23 protein-coding genes and 2 pseudogenes are annotated in these 24,303 nt (G+C 68.5%); 14 read left to right on the top strand and 11 right to left on the bottom strand.

Going from position 1 to position 24,303, the window contains the following annotated elements; genetic code table 11:
• Window positions 1–278: 278 nt before the first annotated feature.
• Window positions 279–1,691, bottom strand: coding sequence for a lamin tail domain-containing protein (locus IH45_RS0128260; protein WP_030674499.1), 1,413 nt, complete (start codon window positions 1,689–1,691; stop codon window positions 279–281).
• A 469-nt stretch (window positions 1,692–2,160) separates the two neighbouring features.
• On the opposite strand from IH45_RS0128260, the gene IH45_RS0128255 reads away from it, so the two are divergent.
• From IH45_RS0128255 to IH45_RS0128235, 5 genes and pseudogenes are all read left to right on the top strand, one after another.
• Window positions 2,161–3,039 carry an SCO4651 family lipoprotein gene (locus IH45_RS0128255; RefSeq protein ID WP_030674495.1) on the top strand — a complete coding sequence of 293 codons (879 nt, stop codon included), beginning with the start codon at window positions 2,161–2,163 and terminating at the stop codon, window positions 3,037–3,039.
• A 116-nt stretch (window positions 3,040–3,155) separates the two neighbouring features.
• A pseudogene (locus IH45_RS0128250) lies at window positions 3,156–3,680 on the top strand (class I SAM-dependent methyltransferase); the annotation flags it as partial.
• A gap of 826 nt (window positions 3,681–4,506) precedes the next feature.
• Complete coding sequence (locus IH45_RS0128245; protein ID WP_234440706.1) at window positions 4,507–5,979, top strand: glycosyltransferase family 39 protein; 1,473 nt, start codon at window positions 4,507–4,509, stop codon at window positions 5,977–5,979.
• A gap of 617 nt (window positions 5,980–6,596) precedes the next feature.
• Window positions 6,597–6,770: a hypothetical protein gene (locus tag IH45_RS1000000148960; protein ID WP_158813297.1), complete on the top strand. Its 174-nt coding sequence runs from the start codon at window positions 6,597–6,599 to the stop codon at window positions 6,768–6,770.
• 36 nt (window positions 6,771–6,806) lie between these two features.
• Window positions 6,807–7,055: a hypothetical protein gene (locus IH45_RS0128235; protein WP_030674488.1), complete on the top strand. Its 249-nt coding sequence runs from the start codon at window positions 6,807–6,809 to the stop codon at window positions 7,053–7,055.
• 401 nt (window positions 7,056–7,456) lie between these two features.
• Here the strand turns inward: IH45_RS0128235 and IH45_RS0128230 are convergent, their stop codons facing one another.
• Window positions 7,457–8,230, bottom strand: a complete 774-nt coding sequence (locus IH45_RS0128230) for an AraC family transcriptional regulator (protein ID WP_078897819.1) — start codon at window positions 8,228–8,230, stop codon at window positions 7,457–7,459.
• A gap of 162 nt (window positions 8,231–8,392) precedes the next feature.
• On the opposite strand from IH45_RS0128230, the gene IH45_RS0128225 reads away from it, so the two are divergent.
• Window positions 8,393–9,238 (top strand): alpha/beta fold hydrolase, encoded by an 846-nt coding sequence (locus IH45_RS0128225; RefSeq protein WP_030674483.1) that lies wholly within the window; start codon window positions 8,393–8,395, stop codon window positions 9,236–9,238.
• 474 nt (window positions 9,239–9,712) lie between these two features.
• Entirely contained in the window at window positions 9,713–10,165 is a 453-nt protein-coding gene (locus IH45_RS0128220; RefSeq protein WP_030674480.1) for a hypothetical protein, read from the top strand.
• Window positions 10,166–10,271: 106 nt separating this feature from the next.
• Here IH45_RS0128220 and IH45_RS1000000148955 read toward each other — a convergent pair whose 3' ends face one another.
• Complete coding sequence (locus IH45_RS1000000148955) at window positions 10,272–10,493, bottom strand: DUF7489 domain-containing protein (protein WP_030674477.1); 222 nt, start codon at window positions 10,491–10,493, stop codon at window positions 10,272–10,274.
• 357 nt (window positions 10,494–10,850) lie between these two features.
• On the opposite strand from IH45_RS1000000148955, the gene IH45_RS1000000148950 reads away from it, so the two are divergent.
• Together IH45_RS1000000148950 and IH45_RS1000000147015 are read left to right on the top strand one after the other, a co-directional pair.
• Window positions 10,851–11,543 (top strand): hypothetical protein, encoded by a 693-nt coding sequence (locus tag IH45_RS1000000148950; RefSeq protein WP_030674474.1) that lies wholly within the window; start codon window positions 10,851–10,853, stop codon window positions 11,541–11,543.
• Window positions 11,544–12,447: 904 nt separating this feature from the next.
• Entirely contained in the window at window positions 12,448–13,407 is a 960-nt protein-coding gene (locus IH45_RS1000000147015) for an MFS transporter (protein ID WP_234440705.1), read from the top strand.
• Between the two features lie 371 nt (window positions 13,408–13,778).
• Here IH45_RS1000000147015 and IH45_RS0128200 read toward each other — a convergent pair whose 3' ends face one another.
• Window positions 13,779–14,426, bottom strand: a complete 648-nt coding sequence (locus tag IH45_RS0128200) for a TetR/AcrR family transcriptional regulator (RefSeq protein WP_030674468.1) — start codon at window positions 14,424–14,426, stop codon at window positions 13,779–13,781.
• 110 nt (window positions 14,427–14,536) lie between these two features.
• Here IH45_RS0128200 and IH45_RS0128195 point away from each other — a divergent pair, with 110 nt between their 5' ends.
• Window positions 14,537–15,562, top strand: a complete 1,026-nt coding sequence (locus tag IH45_RS0128195) for a hypothetical protein (RefSeq protein ID WP_030674465.1) — start codon at window positions 14,537–14,539, stop codon at window positions 15,560–15,562.
• Window positions 15,563–15,594: 32 nt separating this feature from the next.
• Here IH45_RS0128195 and IH45_RS0128190 read toward each other — a convergent pair whose 3' ends face one another.
• Together IH45_RS0128190 and IH45_RS0128185 are read right to left on the bottom strand one after the other, a co-directional pair.
• Entirely contained in the window at window positions 15,595–16,095 is a 501-nt protein-coding gene (locus tag IH45_RS0128190; RefSeq protein ID WP_234440704.1) for a nitroreductase family protein, read from the bottom strand.
• Window positions 16,096–16,454: 359 nt separating this feature from the next.
• Window positions 16,455–17,045 (bottom strand): helix-turn-helix domain-containing protein, encoded by a 591-nt coding sequence (locus tag IH45_RS0128185; RefSeq protein ID WP_030674459.1) that lies wholly within the window; start codon window positions 17,043–17,045, stop codon window positions 16,455–16,457.
• 93 nt (window positions 17,046–17,138) lie between these two features.
• On the opposite strand from IH45_RS0128185, the gene IH45_RS0128180 reads away from it, so the two are divergent.
• Both IH45_RS0128180 and IH45_RS1000000150215 read left to right on the top strand, forming a co-directional pair.
• Window positions 17,139–17,765, top strand: coding sequence for a class I SAM-dependent methyltransferase (locus IH45_RS0128180; RefSeq protein WP_030674456.1), 627 nt, complete (start codon window positions 17,139–17,141; stop codon window positions 17,763–17,765).
• 4 nt (window positions 17,766–17,769) lie between these two features.
• Window positions 17,770–17,988, top strand: a pseudogene (locus IH45_RS1000000150215) (hypothetical protein); the annotation flags it as partial.
• Window positions 17,989–18,036: 48 nt separating this feature from the next.
• On the opposite strand, the gene IH45_RS0128175 reads toward IH45_RS1000000150215, so the two are convergent.
• The 3 genes from IH45_RS0128175 to IH45_RS0128165 form a co-directional block, all read right to left on the bottom strand.
• Window positions 18,037–18,702 (bottom strand): pyridoxamine 5'-phosphate oxidase family protein, encoded by a 666-nt coding sequence (locus IH45_RS0128175; RefSeq protein ID WP_030674453.1) that lies wholly within the window; start codon window positions 18,700–18,702, stop codon window positions 18,037–18,039.
• A gap of 249 nt (window positions 18,703–18,951) precedes the next feature.
• Window positions 18,952–20,121: a DUF6895 family protein gene (locus IH45_RS0128170; protein WP_158813295.1), complete on the bottom strand. Its 1,170-nt coding sequence runs from the start codon at window positions 20,119–20,121 to the stop codon at window positions 18,952–18,954.
• Window positions 20,114–20,368 (bottom strand): hypothetical protein, encoded by a 255-nt coding sequence (locus tag IH45_RS0128165; protein WP_030674448.1) that lies wholly within the window; start codon window positions 20,366–20,368, stop codon window positions 20,114–20,116. The genes IH45_RS0128170 and IH45_RS0128165 overlap by 8 nt, the downstream gene beginning before the upstream one ends.
• A gap of 738 nt (window positions 20,369–21,106) precedes the next feature.
• Here IH45_RS0128165 and IH45_RS0128160 point away from each other — a divergent pair.
• Both IH45_RS0128160 and IH45_RS0128155 read left to right on the top strand, forming a co-directional pair.
• Window positions 21,107–21,421: a hypothetical protein gene (locus IH45_RS0128160; RefSeq protein WP_158813293.1), complete on the top strand. Its 315-nt coding sequence runs from the start codon at window positions 21,107–21,109 to the stop codon at window positions 21,419–21,421.
• 351 nt (window positions 21,422–21,772) lie between these two features.
• The gene (locus tag IH45_RS0128155; protein WP_234440703.1) at window positions 21,773–22,159 is read left to right on the top strand and encodes a lytic polysaccharide monooxygenase; all 387 of its coding nucleotides are present in this window, start codon (window positions 21,773–21,775) and stop codon (window positions 22,157–22,159) included.
• 166 nt (window positions 22,160–22,325) lie between these two features.
• Here IH45_RS0128155 and IH45_RS0128150 read toward each other — a convergent pair whose 3' ends face one another.
• Window positions 22,326–23,315, bottom strand: coding sequence for a PI-PLC domain-containing protein (locus IH45_RS0128150; protein ID WP_030674439.1), 990 nt, complete (start codon window positions 23,313–23,315; stop codon window positions 22,326–22,328).
• A gap of 283 nt (window positions 23,316–23,598) precedes the next feature.
• Window positions 23,599–24,060 carry a winged helix-turn-helix transcriptional regulator gene (locus IH45_RS0128145; protein ID WP_030674437.1) on the bottom strand — a complete coding sequence of 154 codons (462 nt, stop codon included), beginning with the start codon at window positions 24,058–24,060 and terminating at the stop codon, window positions 23,599–23,601.
• Window positions 24,061–24,303 lie beyond the last annotated feature (243 nt).

The raw sequence follows: 24,303 nt of genomic DNA, 5'->3' as shown, positions 1-24,303 counted from the left end.
CTCCCACATGGTGCGGCGGGTGCGCGGGGCGGGTGGAGATACGTAAGGTCTGCTGCCGACTGACCGACCCCGGGCGGGCACGCCTCGCTTCCTGGACCGCCTCACCCTCAGGCCCGCCTCACCCTCAGGCCCGCCTCACCTTCAGGCCCGGCCGGCATCTCATACCGACCTCCGAGTCGGCGCCGTCCGAGCCGCACGGACCACCGGCAGGCGGCGGCCCCGGCCTCGGTGCAGTGCGTGGCGCCGCGCTCAGGGCGCGCGACTGGCCGTAGCAAGGGTCAGCAGGTGATGGTGCCTTTGCGTAGTGCGTGGCCGTCGTCGTTGTCGTCGTCGGACCAGTAGACGGGCTTGGTTCCGGCAACGCACTCGTCTGCGCCCGCCACGGCGAAGCCTTCGTTGTTGTAGTTGGGCATGCCGGCGGGGCGGTTGCAGACGGCGGTGGTGCTGAAGGTGCCGGCGGAGTTGATCTTCAGGGTACGGTGCTGGCCGTCGCAGGTGTCGTCGCAGACGGTCCACAGGCGGGCGGCCTGGGGTTCCCACTGCAGTTCCATGACGCCGCTCATGCCGCTGTTGACGGACGCGACCCGGGTGAAGGCTCCGGAGTCCTGCAGGACGTAGCCGTAGATCATGCCGGTGCCTTCGACGCCGGTGAAGAACACGCCACCGCTGTGGGCGCCGTAGCGTGCCGGATCGTAGACGGCGCCGGTGGAAGCGTCCTTGAAGGCGGCTCGGGTCAGGTAGGTGTCGGGAATCCAGGTGATGCCCTCGAAGCCGAGATTGGAGCCGACGGGCGGCAGGTCTGAGGTGAGGTTCCACTCCTTGGCCGCGGTCAGGGCGGTACCGGTGCCGGAGACGTCGTATTTCAGGACGGACAGGCGGCTGGTGCCGGAGGCGTCACCGTTGCGTTCACTGGCAACGAAGACACCGGCGGCGGAACCGTTGCCGGTCACGGTGACGCCCTCGCTGTCGGGGTGACCGGAGCCGCCGGGGAAGCGCAGGGTCTTGCCGGATTTCCAGCCGCTGCCGGTGTCGGGTGTCCAGCCGCCGGAGCCGTTACGGACCAGGCGCCACAGCTTGCCGCTGTTCTGGGCGCCCCACATGATGTCGCCGTCCTGGTGGAGGCCGCTGAGGTCCCGGCCGAAGACGTGGGAGGCGTCGGCGGTCGTCACGGAATTGCTGCCGGGCCACGCCATGGGCTTCGTGCCGCCCCCACCGCAGGCGTTGGCGGCGCCCAGGGTCACCCCGGCCGCCTTGAAGGCGCCGGTGCCGTCGGGGCAGCGTGACCAGGAGGGGGCGGAGTGCTTGCTCCAGGAGTAGTTGTCGACCAGGGTCTTGCCGTCCGGCAGGTACAGACGGGCCTTGTCGTCCGAGCCCAGCCCGAACGCGTCGTGGACGTCGAAGGCGCGGAAAGCGCCCGCAGCCAGCGTGGTCCCGGAGGCGATCTTGTACTTCGAGCCGTCCTTGTCGTCCTTGAGAATCCAGCCCGAGATGTCGATCGTCGCGGTGCCCTTGTTGTACAGCTCGACCGAGTCCTCGGTGTCCCCGGTGGTCACCACTTCGTTGATACGGATGCCATCGGCCGCCGGGGCCGCGTGGGCAGGGGGAGCAGTCAGTGCGCCGGCCAGTGCCGTACCGGTGGCGAGGAGGAGTGCGAGAGCACGGGGTCGGCGGCGCGTACGTGATGCGGTCACGGTGTTCGTCCAGAGGTCGCGGAGAATGGGCGGGCAGTGGGGAGATAGTGGGGGGATAGTGGGGCGGCACGACGGTCCCGGCACGGGCCGAACGAAACGCCCCCGCTGCGCAGACAGCACGTGAACGAAGGCCGAAGGATTCATGGAAGGCCGGGCAGTTCTCTGACATCACGGGCCGCGAAGGGGGCGCTCCGCGCGGCCGGAGGTGAGCCGAAGCCGGTCCCATCGGTGGCACAGGAAATGCTGCGCCCGTCGGACGGAGATGGGTGGCCTGCCGGTGAACAACCCGACGCTCCTTGCCGATTTGCCGCCGCAGGGCGTGGCGTGTGTGCGGCGAGGACACGCCGGTAGCCGGGTCGGAGCTTGTGCGCGGGACAGCTGATCTGCCGATAAATGTTTCGAGACTGATGCGGCAGAAGGGGTAGTCTCCCCCTGTTTGTTCGAGAACTGACAAAGGACTGCGAAAGCCGTGAAGGCGATCCGTAAGAGCGTCACGGCGGCCATCAGCGCCGCTCTGGTCATGGGCCTGGCGGCCTGTGGCAGCCACGACACCAAGGCGTCGGACGCGAAGGGCGGCTCTTCCGACCGTCCCGGCGGCGCGGCGGCCGGCGAGCGTGCCGATGCGCCCGCCGTACTGAAGGCCGCCTTGGCGAAGATGGCCCGGCAGAACTCGTACCGGACCGTCGAGACCGCCAAGACCGGCGACGAGCCGGAGTCCCGTACCGACATGGCCTTCCGGAACGAGCCCGAGGCGTCCGAGATCAAGACAGCGACGGTCCACATGCTGTCCGTGGACGGCACGTCGTACATGGCCACCAAGGACGTTCCGGGCAAGTCCTGGTTCACCTCGGCCGAGGCCGAATCCGCGACGAAGAAGCAACCGGCCGCCTCGCCGTCGACGCCGGCCAAGGAGAACGCCGGGCGGCGCGTAGCGGGCTCCATGAAGAAGTGGGTCGGCGCCCTGCTGGCCGCCTCCAAGGACCTCAAGCACGTCGGCCGCGAAACGGTGGGCGGCCGGGCCGCCGACCACTACCGCGGCACGGTCGTTCTCGCCGACCTGAAGAACTACGAGGGTCCGGCCATGACGAAGGATTACCGCGACCTGTACCTCCTGCAATCCGGCACATCCGGCCTGAAGAAGACCCAGATCGACGTCTGGGTCGACGACAACGGGTTCATCGCCAAGGAAGAGGAGAAGGGCCGGACACCCAAGGGCGACGAGCGGATCACCGAAGAGTTCTCGGACTACGGCGCCGACCCGAAGATCAAGGCGCCGGATCCGAAGGACGTCGCCACGTGGTCGCAGTACGTGGCGTCGAGAGGCAAGGACAACCGCACGCACGGCTGAGCTGCGGCCTTCCATTTGGCCGGCACTGGGCGTCCCTTCGATGTCCCTTCGACGCCGACAAGGGGGGCCGGGGCCCGGGCGGCGTCGGGGCCCCGGGCGGCGGCCGCTGCCCGCCCGACACCTTCGCCGACGCCGTGAGCGGGCTCGGGCGTGTCCTCGACGTCGGCTGCGGCCCCGGAACGGTGACCGCCTACCTGGCCGAGCGTGGGCTCGACGTATCCGGGGTGGATCTGTCTCCTCATATGATCGAGAATGCTTGCCGTCTTCATCCGCAATGCCGATTCGGTGTCGCCCCGGCCACCGACCTCGTCCTTGGTGAAGCGTCTTTTGGCGGCGTGCTCGGGTGGTGGTCCCTGTTCCACCTCCCACGTGATGTCCTTCCGCAGGTTCTCTCCCTGTTCGCAGGCGCATTGAAGCCGGGTGGGCACTTCATCACCGGGACACACGTCGGCGACGAGGACGCGGCGCGCACCGAGGCCTACGGGGGCGTACCCGTTCGTTGGACGACCTACAAATGGCGGCCGGAACAACTCGTCGACCTGATCGAACAGGCCGGCCTACGCCCGGTCGCCGAACTCCGGCTGCCCGCGGAGGAGTACAGCGGGCCGAGTGTGGTCGTCATGGCCAGGCGTCCCGACTGACGATCAGGCATCGGAAGCGGCGCTGGCGCAGGGCCTTCTGCCGGGGTCCATCTTGGTCTGGGCGGCGGCCCGCCCCTCGGCAGTGGGTGGCGGGGCGGGCCCGGCGGGGCGGGCCGCGGTCTGGATGATGTGGTTGCGGTGTCGGTGGGTGATCCCGCCACGGCACGCTGGGGAGCGAGGGTACGGTGGTTGGCCGACCGCGCGGGGCCGATGCAGCCGTGCCGGTCCATGTGCCGCAGCAGGGGCCAGGGGGAGCCCGGCCGTCGAGCAGTCGGCGGCGCACCGCTTGCCGGGCATCGTGGTTCGGTGCGGGGTGCGGTTCGGTGCCAGGTGCGGTGCGGGATGCGGGGCGCGGGGGGGTGCGCACTATCAGCCGCAGCTCGTCCAGGCGTACAGCGTCGCCCTGCAGCGGGCCCGGCTTCAGCAGCGGATTGCAGGCCCACTCCACCGTCCGATGCCGGATGACCGGCACGGACTCGATCAGTTCGCGGCCGGCCGGGGCCGGCATGCGCATTCCGCCGAATATGACGACACCCGCGGGCGCGCGGCGGCGGACGGACGGGGCGGCCCCGGCGGGACGAGTACGAAGACTCCCTTACAGTCCCTTCGATGACCCCTTTTTTAGACATTGATCTCGTATATCGCATAATGCATCGAACATGGGCGGCGTCCTGCTCGGTCACACGATGCGGTTCGCCACCCGTCCCGGCACCGCCTCCGGTACGGGAGCGCCCGCGACGAAAGCATCACTGTGACAGCCACCTCACCCCAGCCCGCCCTGCCTGTCATACCCGGCGCCTCCGTCGGCCGTGCCCTGCTCAGGCGCGTGGCTGGGCTGGTGCCGCCGGTGGTCGGGCTCGTCCTCGGCATCTGGGGGAACTGGAACCCTTCCGCGTGGACCGACGAGATCGTCACCATTGACGTGTCCCGGCGTTCCTGGCCGCAGATGATGGAGCTGCTCGGACAGGTCGACGCGGTCCACGGCCTGCACTACGTGCTGATGTGGCTGGTCGGGCAGATGAACGGGGGGCTCAACGAGTTCTCCACACGGGCACCCTCCGCGGTGGCGGTGGCCGTCGCGGCAGCCGGCCTCACCTGGCTGGGCCGGCTGCTCGGCGGTCCGCGTCTGGGGCTGTGCGCGGGGCTGCTGCTCGCCGTTCTGCCGACCGCGTCGCGCTACGCGCAGGAGGCCCGCTCGTTCGCCTTCGTCATGGCGGTGGCGGTGCTGGCCACGGGCGTCCTGGTGAAGATCTTGTCCAGCCGCGCCCGAGCCCGGTGGCTGGCCGGCTACGCCGTGCTGATCGCCCTGCTGGGCTGGTTCAACCTGCTGGGACTACTGCTGGTGGCCGCCCACGCGCTCACCGTGGCCCTGCGGCGCCCCGGCCGCCGCGTCGTCGTACGCCTTCTGCTGGCCTCGACCGCAAGCCTCGCCGCCGTCGTCCCGCTGCTGATCCTCGCCTCCGCCCAGAGTTCCGCGGTGGGCGAAGCCGCACCGGTCACCGCCGGAACACCGTTCAACTACTTCACCTGGCTGCTCACCCCCGGCCAGGCCACCCTCCCCACCGCACTGAGACTTCTGCTCATCTTCACCGCCCTCGCCGCCCTGATCCTCTTGGTGACGCGCCGGCGCAAGGCCCCGCACCTGGCCCTGGCGGTCAGCGTGCCCTGGCTGGTCGTACCCCCGCTGCTCCTCATGGCCGTCTCCCTCGGCCACCCCCTCTTCGCCTACCGCTACCTGCTGTTCTGCCTGCCGGCCCTGGCTCTGCTGCTCGCGACAGCCGCCACCGTCATCCCCTGGCGTCTGCAGCTGCTGTTCGCGCTTCTGGCAGCCGTTCCCCTCACCGCGTCCCACCTGGCGATACGCCAGGAGGACAGCCGCCAGTGGGACACCCGTGCCGTGATCAGGACCCTGCGCATCCACGATGCCCCCGGCGACGCCGTCCTGTTCACCGGTGCTCGGTGCGGCCTGATCGCCACCGCATTCAAGGAGGCATTCACGGGCCGCTCGGACCTGGGCCTGGCCCGGACAGCCGCCGCAACCGGCGCCCTGGACAACCTGCCCGCCGACCCGGCCCTCCTGCAACAGCGTCTGACCCGTACGCCCCGCGTGTGGCACATCACCTGCAACCACCTCTCCGCCGGCGCCCGCCAGGCCGCCGTCCGCACCGCCGCAGCCCAGAAGCAAGCCCTCACCCGCGCCGGCTTCTCCCCCACCTACCACCACAGCGCTCCCGGTGTAGACATCACCCTCGAACAACGCCCCTCCACCGGGCAGCCCACCGACCAGCCCGCCCGCTGATCCGGAAGGGACGCGTACGAGCCGGCAGCGGTGGGTGATCGGCGACTGCGCACCCTGCGGCTGCCCGGCCCCGACTTTCGCCGAGCGGCCTGATGATGCGATCTCCGCTGATGTGATCCGCCGGGCCTGCTAGGAAGGGGCGGCTCGCGACCGCTTCGGGCTCCGAGCTTCGGGCTCCAATTCTCAGGCTCTGAGCTTCGGGCTTCGGGCTCTGAACTTCGGGCTGGACGGTGGGGCTGTGGTCCGGCTGGGCGAGCGCCAGTCCCGGCCATTGGATCGCGTACGGGACGGTCTGATGGCACGCAGAACGAATAGCACCGGGATATGTGACCAGTCGGGGGGCAGTCACCAGCAGTCGATATCGTCGCCTCCGAGGTACGGGCCTCGGACATCGGCCTTTTCGCCCTCCCCCACCCCAAACCGGAGTCGCAGCGTGCAGCAATCCCGGCTTTATCCGTGGGGCGGGCACCGAAACCTCTCCCAAGCAGGCAGCAGCCCCGGATGAGAATACGTAATTTCGCGAATCACGGGAGGAATCATCCATGGCTGGTCCTTTCCACCTGGCCCCGCAGGAAGTGCAAGCGCACATCACCACCTGGGCGTTCGGCAGGTAGACCATGGTGGTCGTCGACTGCAAGGCCGACGGGAATTTCAAGATGACTGCGGGCGGGTCCGCGACCGAGGTCAACGCACTCAGGGTGGGGCGCAATGAGTTCGAGCGCTCTTTCGGTGGGATCGAACTGACTGTCCAAAACCTGCCCCTTGAAGACATCACCGTGACGACGGAATAGACGCACACCACGCCTTGAACGTTCGACAAGAGTCGAATGGAAGTCATCGGTCAGCTCACCCATTCCGAGCAAGAAAAGTTCGACACCTTCCAGAACGCGATCCAGAACGATGGGCTTCACCCCGCCCAGGCAGCCGCCAGGGCCGGTGACACGAACTACAAGAGGTTGCAGGGTGATCAGTTCCAGATCCGCTTGAGCCAGAGTTCACGCGCCACATTTCTGGTCCTGGACGACGGAGGGGGCAACGGAAGGGTCGAAATGCTTCAACTCGCCGGCCATACGTAATCAGGTCACGATGCGAGACAGCCGGCTGTTGCGGCTCCCGTACAAGGCGCCGCGCGCCCGGCTGTCTCCCGGTCGTGGTCGACGGCGGCGGACGGTCCGCGGGGGCGCAACTCGCGACGAAAGGCACTGCCGGAGCAGCTGGCCCGCTCGGCGTTCAGCATCCCCGCATACATCACTCCGCGCTACGGCCCGGCGGGGCCTGGAGCGCCGCTCCCCCAGTCGGGCATCCCCGGTGGCCACCAGAACCAGGCCGAATACGAGTCGAATACGAGGTGGTCGACAAGCCGCACGCCCGCAAGCGCATCCTCGCACTGCGCAACCACGTGCTGCAGCAGGCCGGCGAGACCGGCAACACGACCGTCGCGAAAGCCTGCATGCTGACGAGCAAGGTGAACGTCAGATCACTGGTTGGGAGGCTCGACGATTGGCCATGCTCGGTCGTCCACCGTCAGAAATGGCTCGCCCACCACGGTAGCCGGGGTTGAGCCGGTGAACGCCATGATGTCCCGGTGCAGGTGGGACTGATCGAAGTAGCCGCTGTCCGCCGCGACTCGGGCTGCGCCTTCCCCGCCGACCATGCGGTGCACCGCATGGTCGAAGCGGACCAGCTTCGCGGCACGTTTCGGCGGCATGCCGATGTACGAGTGGAACCGGGACCACAGACGCTTGCGGCTCCATCCGAGTTCTGCCGCCAGGTGATCGACCCGGACGACTCCCCTGCTGACGACAATCCGATTCCAGGCCCAGGCCACCGCCGGGTCCACCGGCAACCGCGTCTCACATCGGCGTGCGATCAGCGCGTCCATGAACGCGAAGCGGTCGTTCCACGAGGGCATCTCGCTCAGTCGCCCCCGAATCCGTGCCGTCTCCCGGCCCCACAGGTCGTCAAGGGACACCACGGCACCCGCCAGGTCGGCCGCACAGGCGCCCAGAACCGTACCTGCGACCAACGGCGACAGGCGCACCTGCACGCACTCGATGTCCTCGCCCCACGCGCGAACCTCGCCGCCGGAGCCGCATCCGGGACCGGCGACAAGACTTCCCCGATGCCGCCGCCCGGCGCCGTCGTCCACGGTGGGCGCGTTCGCTCCGAACTCCAGGATCAGCATCACGGCCGGGTGCGGAATCACCCGCAGGTCGCCGACGAGCGGACCCGGGACCCGGAATCCGGCCATGTCGACACCGGCCACCCGGCTGGGCCGCTGCGGACGTGCGACGTCCCACACAGCAGGATCGTTACGGGCACGCGTGGTGGACCCCATTGTCGAATGCTACGCGGGCCAGGGAGGGAACATTCGTCCAATCCGTGGGCGCACCCCGAAAGCGACAGTGGGCCCATGACTCTTCCCGACAGGAAGCCGCAGGTGAACGGCGACACCGGCACCACCGAGGACTCGGTCCTCCACCTGGAGCACGGCGACATCCACGTCTGCCAGGACGGCCCTCGCAGCGCCCCCGCGCTCCTGCTCATCCACGGATCCGCCACTTCGAGCCGTTCGTGGAATGCGCTGGTTCCGCTGCTGACCGCGTCCCATCACGTCATCCAGATCGACCTGCCGGGTCACGGCCGCTCGGCCGAACCGGTCGGCCGCGGCTACGGAACCTCCGAGCAGGCGCGCACGCTCGGCACTGCGCTGGACCGGCTCCGCGTCAAGCACGTCATCGCCGTCGGCCATTCCAGTGGCGGTTACGCCGCTACCGCTCTCGCCGAGCAACGGCCCGACCTGGTCACCGCGCTCACGCTCATCAACACCGGCCCCAGCATGGACGCCTTCATCGCACCGGGGCCCATCACGCTCGACCCCACGCAATGGCCACCGACCGACGAGCAGATTCGCAGGTTCGCGAGCACCGGATTCCGCGCAGGATACCCGGTCCCACAAGAACTCGTCGACGAACTGCGCGGTATGACCTACCACGCGGTCACCGCCGCAATGCAGGCATCCACCGCCTATCTGAACCAGCGGGCGCTCCCAAATCGTCTGACAACCCTCGGCAAGCCACTGCAGGTGATCTTCGGCGATCAGGACCGCAGGTGGCGGCCCTCATCCGCGGCCGACTATCGCGTAGTACCGGATGCGCAGGTCGAGTTGCTGCCCGGTGCCGGACACACGCCCATCGTGGAGGAACCGCTGCGGACCGCCGCACTTCTTCTGGCTTTCACCGGGAATCACACCGCTTGAGCGTCAAGGGTCACTTGCCGATGTCGCCTGTCACGTGCTTACGCCCCGAGTTGTAAGCCGGGCGGCGGACCGGCCGGCCCCTCCCGCAAGCCATGTCGGCCCCGGGGGACACACGAAGCAAGCAACGCTAAGGGCGACTCTCGGCGTAAGGAACAACGAGGGCCCGGGCCGAGACGGTCCGGGCTCTTTCCACACAATCAAGGTATGGACGTTTCGCGCAGGCTTAGATGCCGTAAGGGCTCCTTGTCATGGGCGGCAGCCGTAGCTCCAGCCGGGCCGACCGCGCGATGGCCGAACGCGCGTGGCCGACCATCCCGTTCGGCCCACGCGAGCCGTACCAGCGTACGATGCTCCGGTCAGTTAGGGCTGCCGGACGCACCTTGCGCCCGCGTCCTGCCCACAACGGCATGGCCCCGCTTGCAGAGCCCGTCGGCAGCCTGGCCACACTCTGCCTGCGTCAAGCATGATCAGGGTATGGGAAACACGCACTTGCCGACCACCGAGGCAGCAGTCACCGCGATTCGCGGTATCGCAAGGGAATTCGAGCTGACGATGTCCGTCACCGAGGACATCGGCGCGGATCAGACGTCGCGCCGTACGGCAGCCGCGCCCTTCACGGTGTTCGACCCCGATGGCTCGCTGCCGCACGAGGCGTTCGTGGAGTTGGCGGGTTCGCCGGCGGTGAGCGTCCGGCTCTTCCCCGAGGACGACGCGCAGATCACCGTGGACGGTGTGGAATTCCACGACGTCCCCCGCGACTGCGTTCCCGCGTTCCTCAGGTCCGTTTACGGTGGGCTCGCCTTCACCAAAAGCCGACTGTTTCCGCCGGGCCAGTGGCTCGTCGTGCCGCTGCCCGGGGATGAGACGTACAGGGAATTGATCACCGGCCCCGGTCTGACTCCCTGGCTGGCTCGCAATATCCGTTAGCGTCGGGTATGCGAGTTCCAACGGACCGCGCGGCCGCCGACCATCTCACACTTGCGAAAACCGCAGTAACCCTGCTCAATGGGCATGCCGTGCTTCACTTGCAGGGCTACACCTTGGCCGGATCAGCTCCCGGCCGCTTGACGATTCGATCGCCGACCGCGATCGACTTCCAGAGTCGTCGACTGATCCGGACTTTCACGGTTTCGTCGTCGTCAAGGCGAAGCTCGATGAAGTGGTACATGTTCGATCCGTCGAGCATGCCTCGGGATTTCTTGACGATGACACCTTCCCAGGAGTCGTCTCGTCCGAATTTGCGAGAATTGAACATGACGTGAAGTCTACGGGGATCAGCCATCTCCCTTGCAGGGCCACGAGTCGCATCCTGGGGATGACAAATGTCATGGCGGGGCGTGGGACCTGGCCCGTCGGGATGGCGGGAGCGCTCCTCGCGATGACGCTCATGGCTGCCCTCACATCGACACCACGTACCTGCACGCCGTCGTTCCGGTGGAGCCAGGCGCGGTGGTCGACCAGTAAGGCCGCCCATTGAGGACTTGGACTGGTCGACGTAAGTGCCTGGCTCATCCACATCGCCCCTCTCGCGCGCTGGAGAAGCTGGAGGATTCGAGACCGCGTTCACCATAATGGTGTATGACGACGCTCACATCGTAGGAAAGCATCCGGCATGAATGAGCAAGAGGCGCCCCGTCAACTTCTAGTGCGGGCACGAGGAGATGACTCCCCCCTGTACACCTCGACCGCGGGGTTCCATGCGGACACCCCGGAGGACTTCACGATCGGCCTGTCGACGGGAGATCCTGCCCTGCGCCTTCCTGAAGGCGTGATGCACAGGCTCACGTCATGGAACGCCGAGCTTCCGCCGGAAGGCTTCACCGTCAAGGCAAGTCTGCGTAAACACGTCCGGATCGGCCGTGGACTTGCCCAGTCCGTGGCGCAGCACCTGGGGCCGCCGTGGGCCGTGCGCTACTGGGACGCTCAGCACGGCACGGCGAAGTTCGTGTGCTGGGGGTGCTCGCGCCTGTCCTGGACTCAGGACTTACATGGCAATCCACCGCATCCACTTCACATGACCATCATGGCCGAGTACAAGTGGGGGCCCTTCCGCGCGGAGGGGTTCGGTGACTTCATGCCAGATGACCCCGCAGCCGGCCTCGCTCTGCCCGGCGATCTGGTGGACGACCTGTACACCTGGGCCAACGACTTCGACACCGAGATGAATAAGTACTTGGCAGAGCGCGACGAAGACGCCTACAACGCTCGACGTAGCGAACTGGAAAGCCGGGGAGAAGAGTTGACTCGCCGGGTCGCCTGCGTATTGAGGCCGGGGCGTACGGTGACATATGCAAGCCTTGCTTGAGAGTCCCCTCGCAGAAGCTGGTCCGCAGTTGCTGCTCAGCGCCGACGCCGTGGCCCGTACGGCGAATCAGGCCTCAACGTGTGCGTGCCTGCGCTGGACCGGCGCCCGCGACGCGCCGCCGCGCCCCTCGCACGGTGATATGTGCAGTTCCCTGCGGTCAGTTCCCAGCCACGGACATCGCCTCACCGAAACAGCGACCACCACAAAAGCACACCGAATCAGACATGAGACTGCTCCGAAAGCTTGGGCCCCGTGAACTCCTTCCGCAGAAACCGAGCGAGCATGGTGAGCTGCGGGTGACGCGCTCGGCCAGCGGTCGGCAGACCAGCATGGCGTGGTCGCCGGCAGCCATGAGCGCGAGGCCCCCTGGGCGCTGGCGATGCCACGGGTCGAGCGCATGAACACTCCCGCGGGGGTGGATCGCGGCACGCGCGCCGCTTTCCAGTAGTCGGGGGCGTCGCCGGTCGGGTGGAGGGTGTCGAGGCCCGCCAGTTGCTCGACGTGGACATGCCCAACGTCGGCCAGCGGGTGGGAAGAGGCGACGGCGAGCAGCCGGCCCTGCGGATGGAACCGGCAACCGACGGTCAACTCGGCTTCGTACGACGGTAGTTATACCGCCGCGGTATCGAGTCGGTTGTCGAGTACGGCGGAGAAGGGTGAGCTCAGGGGGATCTCGCCCGCAGTTCTTCGGCCAGCCTGAGCAGGCACTCGATCTCTTGTACGCGTACCTGGTTCATCGCGCCCCTCTCGGCCACCCACCAACCAATCCAGCTGATCGATCCATGAGAAAACCGCCGTTGATCAGGGCCTGGCCCGCTGTTTGACTGGCGTCATGGGTGCAGATGCTTCGGTGAAGGAACCCGGCTCGGCTTCGGCTCGTACCACGTCGTGATAGTGGGTGGTGGTGGCCGTGTTGTCGTTGAGTACGTTCGTGGTCGTGACGTCGGAGATGCTGCCGGTTGGCGTACTGACGCCGCTGGCCGACGGTTTGCGCATTTCCCCGGGGCGGGCAGGGTTCAGCCTGACGATCACGGGCCTGGTGACCGCCGTCACGGTTCCGCTGGTGGTACGCGTGGTGGGCGCGCTCGACCGGCGCGCGGTGTCGGCGGTCGCGATGGTGGTACTGGCCGTCGGCAACGCGCTGACCACCGTGGCGGACGGTTTTGGTCTGCTGGTCGTCTCCCGGGTCGTCGTCGGAGTCGGGATGGGTGCGGGTGGGGCTTGGCGTCCGCGGTCGCCACGCGACTCGTCGCGCCCCGCAATGTCGCGCTGGCGGCGACCTTCACCATCGGCGGGTCGCGGCAGCCTCGGTCATCGGCGTGCCCTGGGCACCTTCGTCGGTAACGCCTTCGGGTGGCGCGCCGCCTTCGCCTCACTGTCCGCAGCCGCGGCAGCGCTCGCCGTAGGGCTGCGGCTGGCATTTCCCCGACTCCCCCGCCCCGCCGCCTCGGTCGGCACGGACCACCGCACCCGCCGTGAGTCACTGCTGCGTACCGCTCCGGTGGTGGTCGGCCTGGTGCTGATCGTGTTCCTCGTCACCGCGCACTTCGCCGCCTACACCTACGTACGGCCCGTACTCGAAGAACGCACCGGATCCTCCCCCGGAGCCATCACCCTGCCCCTGCTGCTCTACGGCGTTTTCGGGCTGGTCGGCAACTTCGCGGCAGGCGCCGCGGCGGCATGCCGCGCCCGTCGAACACATCACCGGGCGCTACGTGGGTGTCTTCACCGCAGCCATTGCCCTGGGCGCTTTCCTCGGCGGCGTCGTCGTGGAGGCGGCCGGCATCACACCACTGCTGTGGAGCGCCACCGCGCTCGCGGTCATGGCCCTCGCCGTCGGGCTGTTCGGCCCTGGCCCGGCTGAACAGTCCCGCCGGGTTGCCGATTCCGGCGTCGTGCCATGCACCGATTCCAGCTCCGTGCCGTGCACTGGTTCCGGCTCCGCGCCATGCACCCATTCCGGCTCCCCGCCACAGCCCTGCGATGCAGAACATCAAGTCGTCATCGGGAACCGGCCCTAGGTGAGCGGTTCCGAGTCCGGGATCGCGTCCGAAGGGACGGGCTGGGCCACGGCCCTCGCCCCGGATGATCCGGTCGCGTCGCACGGAGCGAGGGTTCGTCGCACGGAGCGAGGGTTCGTGATGGAGGTCGTGGCGCCACTGCTCGTACCGATGCGCCGCGGGTAGTCGGGAGCCGGCTGGCGCGGGGCGCAGGTCGGCATCGGGCAGAGGCGATTCAACCAGTCTGTACGTCCTGGAGCTTGTCGGCGGCATCAAGCGCCGGCGCGAGTGCGGCGAGCGCGGAACGCAGCAGGTCGGGTAGCGAGCCGGACGGCACGACGAGACCGCCGGTGGCGCAGGGGGCAGCCGGGGGCTGGAGCCACTGGTGGAGTGCGGCTCGGACCGCGGCGGCCACGGTCGCCGCGAGTACGCGGGCGGTGAGCGTGCCGGCGGTGTCGCCGAGGCGCTGGGCGATCGCGTCCGCGAGGGGGTGTTCGAGCGTGGCGGCGGTGTCGAGGAACGCGTCGCGCAGTGAGGGGTTTTCGGTGATCAGCAGCAGCACGTCGTGGTCGTCGGGTTCGGTGTACTGCTCGACGATCGCGTCGGCCAGGGCGTCGGCGAGGCGGTCGTGGGCGGGCCGGTCCGCCACCGCCGCGGCGATCCGTTCTTCCCGTTCGGCGGTGACGGCGGCGACGATCGCCTGCTCGCGGCTGGAGAAGTAGTTGTTGTAGGTCCGCGGCGACACTCCGGCGGCCTCCGCGATGTCGTCGACGCGGACGTTCTCGGGACCGTACTGCAGGGCCAGCCGCAGCGCCGCCTCCCGCAAGGCCACCCGGGTGGCCTGCTTCTTCTGCTCGCGCAGTCCCGTCCGTCTCGTCGTCATCCGCGCAGCATTCCAGCTTGGATGCAGCCACGCAAATTTGCGCCGACGCAAACTTGCGCGCACGCATGTTTTACTCCTACGCTCGGGCTCCCGACGGAAGGGCAGGACATATGCGCGCCAAAGGCATCTGCTACGACACCGGTTTCGTCCGCCACGGCTGCACCTCCCGCGAGCGCTTCGATTCCGACCTGGTCAGGAGGGAACTGGCCGTCATCCAGGACGAGTTGCACTGCAACGCCGTCCACATCACCGGCGGCGACCCCCAGCGCCTGGAGCTCGCCGCCCGCCACGCCGCCGAGCTGGGACTGGAGATCTGGTTCTCCCCCTACCCACTGGAGCTGACGGCCGACGAGATCCTCACGCTGGTCGCCGACTGTGCTCAGCGCGCGGAGCGGCTCCGGGCGCAGGGGGCCGAGGTCGTGTTCGTCGTCGGCGTGGAACTCAGCGTCATGAACCACGGGTTCCTTGAGGGCGCCGGCACCGAGGAGCGGCTCGACTGGCTGCTGGGGGATTTGGCCCGCCGACCCGAACGGCTGGCCGCCCTCCGCACCCGTCTCAACGCCTTCCTCCGCGAAGCCGTGGCGCTGGTCCGCGAGCACTTCCACGGCAAGGTCACTTACGCCGCCATACAGTTCGAAGGCGTCGACTGGGACCTGTTCGACTTCACGACCTTGGAACTCATCCGGTCAGCGGAGGTGGCCGACCGGTTCCGGGAGGGCGTACGCAGCCTCACCGCACAGCCCAAACCGGTCGCCATCACCGGTTTCGGCACCGCCACCTGGCGCGGCGCCGGTGACGTCGCGCCCCGCAGCATGGATGTCCTCGAAACCGAGCCGGCCACCGGCGCCCCGCTCCGGCTGACCGGACGGTACGAGCGCGACGAAGCCGGCCAGGCGGCCTACCTGAGCGAACTGCTGGAAGTCTTCGACAGCGAGGGCGTCGACAGCGCATTCGTGTTCCTCTTCGCGCTCTACAACCTGCCCCACCGCCCCGACGGCGACCCCCGCGACGACCTCGACCTCGCCAGCCTCGGCGTCGTCAAAGTTCTCGAAGACCGCTGTGGCGACACCTACCCCGGCCTGCCGTGGGAGCCCAAGGCCTCGTTCGCCGCGATCGCCCGCCAATACCGCGGCTGACCATCCCGCCGCCGCGAAAGCGGTGGCATCGGTCAGTGACGCGGCTCGGAGATCTCGGTGACGAGTTGGGCCAGAGGCAGGCGGCCTGTGGGAATCGCGGAGGTGCCGTCAGGTGGCGGGGCGGGGTGCCCGATGGAGATGGCGGTACGCGCCCGCCAAGGTGGCGTCAGTCCGCAGAGGCGGCTTGCCCGGTCAGCGTTCGCCTCGGGGAAGAAGGAGGCCGGACAACTGCCCAGGCCCTGGAGGTGGGCGGCGAGCATCATGTTCTGCGCGGCGCGGCCCGCGTCGAACTGGGCGTCCTCTCCCCCTGCGTCCTCCTCGACGCCCAGTGCGATCACCACGGGCGCTGTTGCAAGGTGCCCGGCGTAGGCGCCGAGGCCTGCAAGCTGCTGACGGACCGCGCGGCTGTGCACCACGACGAACCGCCAGGGCTGGCGGTTACGGGCCGAGCCGGTCCAGCGTCCGGCCTCCAGCACCTGGCGCAGCTCCTCGTCCGCGACCGGCCTGTCGGTGAACCACCGCTTCGCCCTCATGGACGTCAGCGTCGAGACGGCAGGGGGAGGTGGTACGTCCATCACAGGTCCTCGGTACGCGCGGCTGAATGCAGGGCGTCGCAGCCAGCCCTCCAGGGCCGACCACAGCGACCACGGCTGTTCACGATCTTCTCAGAGCTTTCGCCGCGCCGGACCGGCCGACCGGAGGCGGCAGCCGGCGCTCTCGGCGCGCGCTTCGTACGGAACATATCGGTGCGCGTCGCGTACGGAACGTGTCGGCGCGCGTCGCGTACGGAACGCGTCGGTGCCTGTTGCGTACGGGACGCATCGGTGCGCGCTTCGTACGGAGCGCATCGGCGCGCGTTGCGTACGGCCCGTGAACGTACCCCTGGCCCGTCCTAAGACGACCGCTGAGCGTCAGTACGTACATGCGCACGCACCCCTTGCAGGCCAAACAGGATGAGCAGCTCGACCGCGCGACCATCGGCGCTTCCCAGCCAGTGCGGCAAGGACGTGTCGAACTCGGCGGCCTCGCCGGGTGGCAGCGTCAGGTCGCGCTCGCCGAGTACGAGGCGTAGGCGGCCGTTGAGTACGTACAGCCATTCGAAGCCTTCGTGGGTCTGCGGGGCCGGTTCGAGTGGCTCCGGGCGGGCGGGGATGATCATTTTGAAGGCGTGAACCCCGCCCGGACGCCGGGACAGGGGTACGAAGGTCATGCCGAACCGCCTGATCGGCTTGAGGTGGATCCGCGGATCACCGGTGTGGGGGGCGCCGACGAGGTCGTCCGGGGGCACGTCGTAGATACGGGCCAGCGGCAGCAGCAGTTCGAGGGTTGCCCGACGCTGTCCGCTCTCCAGCCGGGACAGGGTGCTCTCCGAGACGCCGGTCGTCGCCGCGAGATCGGCGAGGGTGATGCCGCGGTCGCGCCGCAGGGCGCGGAGTCGTGGTCCCACCGCGTCGAGCACTTCGTCGTCCGCGTTGCGATTCATGAGGTCATCTTGCCGTAACCGCAAGAATCCGTGCCACGTCGTGGTGTGCCCGGCGAGACTCGGCGCAACCGGCACACGGACCAAGGAGTTTCGATGAACACCACTGATGCGGTCACGTTCTGGGACGGCGTCTACGCGGCCCGGCCCGCAGTCCGTGGCCCGCGGCCGAATGTCCGCCTCACCGAGACGGTGACGGGCCTGCCGCCCGGTGACGCGCTGGACCTCGGATGCGGCAACGGCGGCGACGCGTTGTGGCTCGCGGGGCAGGGGTGGCGGGTCACCGCGACCGACATCTCGGCCGTGGCGGTCGAGCGGCTCGCCGCCCTCGCCCGCTCACACGACCTGGGGGAACGCGTCCTCCCCGTACGGCACGACTTGCACGAGTCCTTTCCGTCCGGTGGATTCGACCTGGTCTGTGCCCACTATCTGCACACGCCCTTCGCCCTGGACCGGGCGACCGTCCTGCGCTCGGCGGCGCACGCACTGCGCCCGGGCGGGCGGCTGCTGGTCGTCGACCATGGCTCGGCCGCACCGTGGTCGTGGGACCAGGATCCCGACACCCGGTACCCGAGCCCGCGGGAAGTCGCTACGGGCATCGGCCTGGACCCGGCGACATGGACGGTCGAGCGGGCCGAGGCACTCCGCCGGATCGCGACCGGACCGGGTGGCCGTACCGCCGAGGTCACCGACCACGTCCTTCTCATCCGCCGTACGGGCTGATCCGATGGCCGGCCCCGGAGGCGAGGAGACACCTGTGCCCGGCGCCACCCGCCGCAACCGTCACGGCGACACCCCTCCGCCCCACACCGGAAGCAGCGAGGCAGAAGTCCTGCGCGGTTTCCTCGACCACCTCCGGGGTTCGTTGGCTGCGCAGGTCGACGGCGCACCCGAATCGCAGGTCCGGGCAGTCGGGGTGCCGTCGGGCACGAATCTGCTCGGCCTGCCCGGTCCGCTTGATCTGCTCGGTCCGCCCGATCCACGCGGTCCGGCTTCACTCGTAACGCAGGCGCAGTGACTCCCGTTCGGTCTCTTCTATCTGGTCGACGGTCAGGCCCGGCAGGTTCAGCTGGGCCAGCGTCACCTCGGCGCTGGTCGGCTGGGCGTCAGCGGGCACCCACCGCTCCGGTTGCCAGGCGCTGGCGCGCATCAGCGACTTCGGGCAGTGCGGATAGACCTGCTCGACATGCACCACAATCGCCGTGACCGGCGGTTTACCTACGGGAGTGAGTTGGGCGAGCAGTTCCGGGCGCGCCGAGACGCAGGCGCGGCCATTGACGCGCAACGTGGTCGGGCGGCCGGGAATGAGAAAGAGCAGCCCGACGCGTCCGGTCTGCAGCACGTTGTGCATGGTGTCGAGCCGCTTGTTGCCGGTCGCGTCGGGGATCACCAACGTACGCTCGTCCAGCACCGAGACGAACCCGGCCGGGCCGCCACGCGGCGTCACGTCCGCCCGGCCCTCGACGTCCGCACTGCCGATGAACACCAGCGAGGAACAGCCGATCAGCGCCCGGGTCTCCTCGGTCAGGTGGTCGATCTCCTTGCGGAGCGAGTTCGGATTCGGCTGCGGGTAGAACTCGCGCAGCTGGTCCGGGCTGGTGAGGGCGTCCGCCCGGAGGGTCTCGAAGAGCGAGCCGGCAGCTTCAGTGTCGATCATCATACGGACGACCCTAGAAGGCGACCGAGGCAGTGCGCGGGCCAGCGCGTGATCTCGCCCGCGTTGGCCGGTCGCTGCTCCTCGGCGCAGTCGGAAGAACGTGGCGGTGTGGCACCGAGCCGAGGAGTCCGGTCATCTGGTCAGCACATGGACTGAGCTGAGCCGGAGGTTAGCGCGGGCGAACCGGGCCATGTTGTCCGACCTGACCACTGTTAGGTGGTTCTGGGCCGGCCCCTCTTGAGGCGGACGCTCTCAGGGCCTGGCGCGTTGCAGCTCCAGGTAGCGCGCCGCTGCCTTGGCCGTCGGGGTCAGCCGTCCTTCCTCCACCGTAAGCCGTCCGAGCTGCCGTGTGAGCACATCGAGCCGGTAGTCCTTGGCGGCCAGCGCCAAGGCGGCGTCCGAGCCCACGTCGTCGGGCGCGGCGTGCGCGTGTGGCCGTGGTGGCGTGTCGAGCGCGTCGTACAGCACCGCGCAGAGGATCCCGGCGACGAACATCGTGTGGTACGTGTGCTGGAAGGAGTAGGCAGGGCGGACCTTGGGCGCCAGTTCCTCGTACTCGGGCGTCGAGAACTGCGGGGTCGGCAGATAGCCGAACCGCTCCCACACGTCGGTCAGCAGGTCCCAGCCCGCGCGGGTGTACGCGCAGGTGGTGCCGGGGCGCAGCATCGCGGCGGAGAAGAGCAGCTCTCCGACCAGATCGAGGTTCCCCTTGCCGATCTGGAGCGCCAGGCAGGAGTCGAGGGTGTCCAGCACGGCATCGATGCTGACTCGCGGATCGACCGCGCGCCGCCCGAAGTCGGTGCCGAACATGGCCGCGTGGGTGAGCGCGTAGACGTCGTTGGGGTGCATTTCGACCGCCGTCAGGTCCGCGTACAGGATGGACCCGGGCGGCGCCTCAACCGCATGCCGACTGCTGCCGCCCGGGGCGAGCGAGGCGAGCCACTGCTGTTCCATGAAGCGGTAGGGCAGCCGTTCGGGCGCGCAGGGGTGCGCCGCGGCGACCGCTGCCGTGTGGAGCGCGTCGTAGCGCGCGTCGGGAAATCCGATGCGGTCGAGGAGCAGGTGCGAGATGCCGATCGAGGTGGCGGTCTGCGGGAGACGCGCCAGCAGTTCCGCGTTCCGCGCGCTTCTGGCATGGGGCAGCAGGACTTCCGCGAGCGCCCGGACCGCGGACGCGATACGCGGTTGCGTGTGGCTGATCCGATGGCAGGTGAGTGCGAGAAGGGCCGCCTCGACCACGATCTTCTCGTTCATCGAGACGACGGGGTCCTGCTTTCCCTTCCAGTGCTCCGCATAGGAATGAAGCCGCGGTATATGGCGCACGGCGAAATCGAGGATTTCGCATATCCGGCCGCCGAGATACGCCCCGTCCGCGACGGTGCCCGCCGGCGAACCGGCGGGCACCTGACCCTGGCTAGGCAAGGTCGCTCCGTACGCTCTCCGCCACCGCGTCGGAAGCGTCCGCGGGCTGCTGCGGGTTCCCCTCGGTCACGAGACCGTACTCGTTGCAGCACAGGATGTGGAGGTTCGGGTCCTCGGGGCCGTCCGACAGAGCCGCCTCCTGCGCCTCCGCCAGCTGCCCGAGGGTCATTCCTCCGTTGATGACGCCCGCTTCGATGAGCCCCGAGACCATCTTGGCGACCTCGCGGTGCGTCAGGCTCTCTTTCATGTTCCTCCTTTGTCGTCGGTGTCCCTCCTGCGTTGTGTGTTCGTTGGGCCTGACGTCATTGGATTGCCCGTGCGTACGAATATCTGCGTGCTGTGACAAATTTTGCAAGCGGAGTCGGGCTCTCATCGGTTCCTGGAGCCTGTTCTCGCAATCCGGCTCACGGCGGGCCTTCGGCGTCCTTCGGCCGACCAATCGGACGCCGACGACGTCGAACGGCACGTCTGTCCGAAGACGGCGACTCGGCCCCCGATGCCGCGCGCGGGTGGGGGGGTGGGGACACGGCATATACATCTCCAGGTCCGAGCCGGCTGCCGGGGCCTATCCGACCCACCCCCCATAGCCGCGAGTCCCTGCACAACCTCCGTGCACGACCTACGTCCGGCCCATGTCACCGCACCGTATCCCGAGCCACTGACAACACGACCCGCACGTGCCCGTACATGCTCGTACGTGCCCGTAGGTGCCCGTATGTGATCGAGAAGGCCATGGGGTGCGACGCCGAGCTGGGACGAAGTCGGTGAAGGCGGCCCTCTCCAAGCCGACGGCAGTCAAGCGGCCGTGGAGAGCCCCGGCGGAGACACGGGCGGGCACGGCCGTACCGCGGGAGTTTGACGCCCGCCGGACCTGCTGCCGTGGTTGACCTTTAGTTCCACTCCCTGGTTGACGTGCTCGCCGTCTTGGTCCGGGTTGAATACCGCCATGTCGGGCAGCAGTCCGCTGATCACCGTAGGGGGACACATGCGACTGAAGACTGTCATGCCCATCATCGCGGCGACGGCCGCGCTCACCGCCGGCGGCCTCACCGCGGCTCCGGCTTCCGCCGCGCCCGCGGCCCCGGCAGCGTCCACCCAGGCGAAGGCCACGTGTCAGACCTGGACGGACGGCGTCACCGCCGGAGTCTCGTGCAACACCTCGCGGAAGTATTACGCGTGGGCCAAGTGCAAGAACGGCTCCACCGTGTACGGCGCGAGGAAGAAGAGCCGTAAGTGGTCCTACGCGTACTGCAGCAGCGTTGCGTCCTCGGTCCGCACCTACGGTTACAAGTGGGTGTAAGGGGCTGCACGGTGCCGGAAGGCGCCCGGGGTAATTAGCCGATCAGGCCCACGCTCACTCCCCCGGCCGGGCTGCCGGCTCTGGTACGGCAGTTGGCTCCGGTCCTGGTCGAAGGGGGTACGGACGGTCTGCGGCTGCGCTCGTCGGCGTGCGGCCGCAGGCCTGCGGGGGCAGGCGTTCGGGGGCAGGTGGGCCGGGTGTGTCCGGGGGCAAGTGCCCGGTGCAGGGCGGGAACATGGCCATATCGATCGACCACCGGTCGGCTACCTCCGGCGGCAGCCAGGTCACCACCGGGCCGCTCCACCGGGCCGCTCCCCCAGGCCGCTGGTTGGCCGCGTACGGTCATCCGCTATGGTCTGGACTGATAGAGGGCGGACAGAGGGCCGAGTCGGCCACCCCGAAATCGCCGATCTTTTCCTGAGCGGACGCCCCCTCTGGGTCACCTCGCCCGCCAGCCGCCAGGACCAGTGCTTCGCCGGGACGGTGGAGTGCGGCCCCATCAAGTGGGAGCCGGACGCCGTCGAGGGCCCCAAGGGGCTGAGTAGCTGCAGCGGCGGCAACGCGCAGTTCTCCGACCTCGATGACGAAAGGCGGGGCTGGAAGGTGCACGACGTCAGCGCATCGGAGACGTCCAACTTCGGTACGGTCCGGGGCAGGCAGAAGGTGCTGGCAGTCTGGAACATCGCCGATACCGACAACGCGTTCTACGCCTGCATCGACGTGAACATACGCGGCTGAGCCGTCCGGTCGGAGGCCCGCCGGGCCTGGAGAATGGCAGAGGCCACCCGCACGGCCGTTGCCCCTCATCGAATCGAAGGGCGAATTGAAGGGCCGTCGACCGGAGCGCCGGCCGACGGCTTCGAGAAGGTTCAGGGGTGGTACGGCCCCGGCCCGAGGCCCTCCACTACTTGAACAGGCGGTCACCGCTGTTGGCCATACGGTGGGTGGCGCCGTGGCGGTTCACCCAGTCGCGGATGGCGTTGATGGCGTTGGCGCACTGCCAGCTGTTGTCGTACTCGCGCTCGCCGGTGGAGTTGGCGTAACCCGCGATGATGCCGTCCACGCGCGCTTCGCCGAGCAGTTTGTCGACGTACCACGGGTCGTTGTAGGTGGTCGTCCAGGACAGCGTGGCCGCGAGCTGGCCTGCGGCGCGGTCCGCGGCACCCTTCTTCAGTTCCGCGCACGTGTTCCAGCTGGCTTCCGTGCAGTTGCCGAACCCGTTGGAGATCTTGTTGTCGCCGTAGTCCATCACCCGGCGGCCGTTCGGGAACCCGGAACCGAAACGGCTGTAGGCGCTGCGGACCGCATCGCGGGATCCGGTCGTCGTGATGCCCTCCAGCTTGCCGAGCTTGCCTGCCAGACTCTGCCAGCCCCTGCCGCCGACGTCCGGGGTGTTGCCGCCGTGGTACTCGTAGAAGCCGTAGAGCACCTGGATACCGGCAGCCGTCAGCCGCTGCGCCTTGTCGCGCAGTCCGGCGACGCTGCACGTACGGTTCGGCGCTTCTCCGCAGTAGTTCGGGTCCTTGATGTCCAGCCAGACCAGCGCCAACCGGCGTCCTGCGTTGGCGTTGGAGATGATGCGGTCGATCATGCTGTCGAAGCTGGGGCCCCGCCGGTTCTCACCGGCCGAGGAGCAGTCGTGGTATGCGCGCCATTCGTTCGGATTCCACCAGGCGCAGACGTCGATCTCGATGCCGTTGGCGCCGTGGTTGAGCGCGGCGTCCACGCCGTCCAGGGTGTCGACCCGGTGCGCGATGGCGTAGATCGCGTGGCGCTGGTCGGCCGCTGCCGCCGGGGTCGTACCGAGCGCGGTGACACCGATGATCGCGCACAGGGCCGCCATCAGCGCCAGTACCCTCCGCGGGCCGGCGACATGGCGAAGGTGAGTGGTCAAGGAAGGTACTCCTTCATGTCGGTGTCCTGAAGCGGACAGCCGATCTCACCAACTGCACCATGACATGTGATAGAAGCAAACGGGCCAACTGACGGTACGAAGGGTTACCCGCGGTGCCCTTGTGGCAGGGCGCGAGACGGCTGACCGTACTTTTTGAACGCCATGGGCGACTGCAAGTACGTCCGCGCGGCAGCCTTCTCGCCCTGCTCAGGCGTCAAGTTGTACGGGGGCCTGCCGTACGGGGGCGTGCGATGCCGTACGGGGACATGCGGTGCCGTCCGTCTCAACCGTCTGTCTCCCGTACCACCTTTTCCACGACTGTGTCCTCCGGCTCCACCAACTGCCCGTCCGCCGCCCGGATCTGCAGACGCCGCAACGGGCTGCCGGTCCGGCGGTCCAGCAGGCGGGAGTGGTTCTCGCCAGGGGTGAAGCACCGTTCCTCGCCCCACTGGCGCAGGGCGACGATCACCGGGAACAAGGCGCGGCCCTTGTCGGTGAGGAGGTACTCGCGGTGGGAGCCGCCGTCCGGTGCGGGTGCGCCTCGTAGTACCCCGGCCTTCTCCAGGGCGCGCAGCCGTGCCGCCAGGATGTTCTTGGCGATGCCGAGGCTGCGCTGGAACTCGCCGAAGCGGCGGCTGCCGTCGAAGGCGTCCCGCACGATCAGCAGCGACCACCAGTCACCGATGGCGTTCACCGACCGGGCAACGGGACAGGGATCGGCGTCGAAACGCGTGCGGGCGACCATGCGTGGCTCCTCTCGCTTCCAATTCCATGGCGCACTCCAGGGATTGGCTCCCCGAACTCTTTCACAGCTGGTTGCAACATGCCACCTTGCATGGCTACTGTCGCCCAGGCAGCCAGGTGGCAAGTTGCAACCAGATGCAATGCGCGGAACGAGCGGAAGGTGTGTCGATATGGCGATTCAGTGCTCCGGTGCGGTCGGTGGGTGCGGCGGGACCGGCGCCCCTGAGGCGCATGCCGCGGCGTT

The sequence above is a fragment of the Streptomyces rimosus subsp. rimosus genome (genome assembly GCF_000720725.1).
Taxonomy (GTDB): domain Bacteria; phylum Actinomycetota; class Actinomycetes; order Streptomycetales; family Streptomycetaceae; genus Streptomyces; species Streptomyces rimosus_A.
This window is presented reverse-complemented; position numbering and strand designations above follow the sequence as displayed.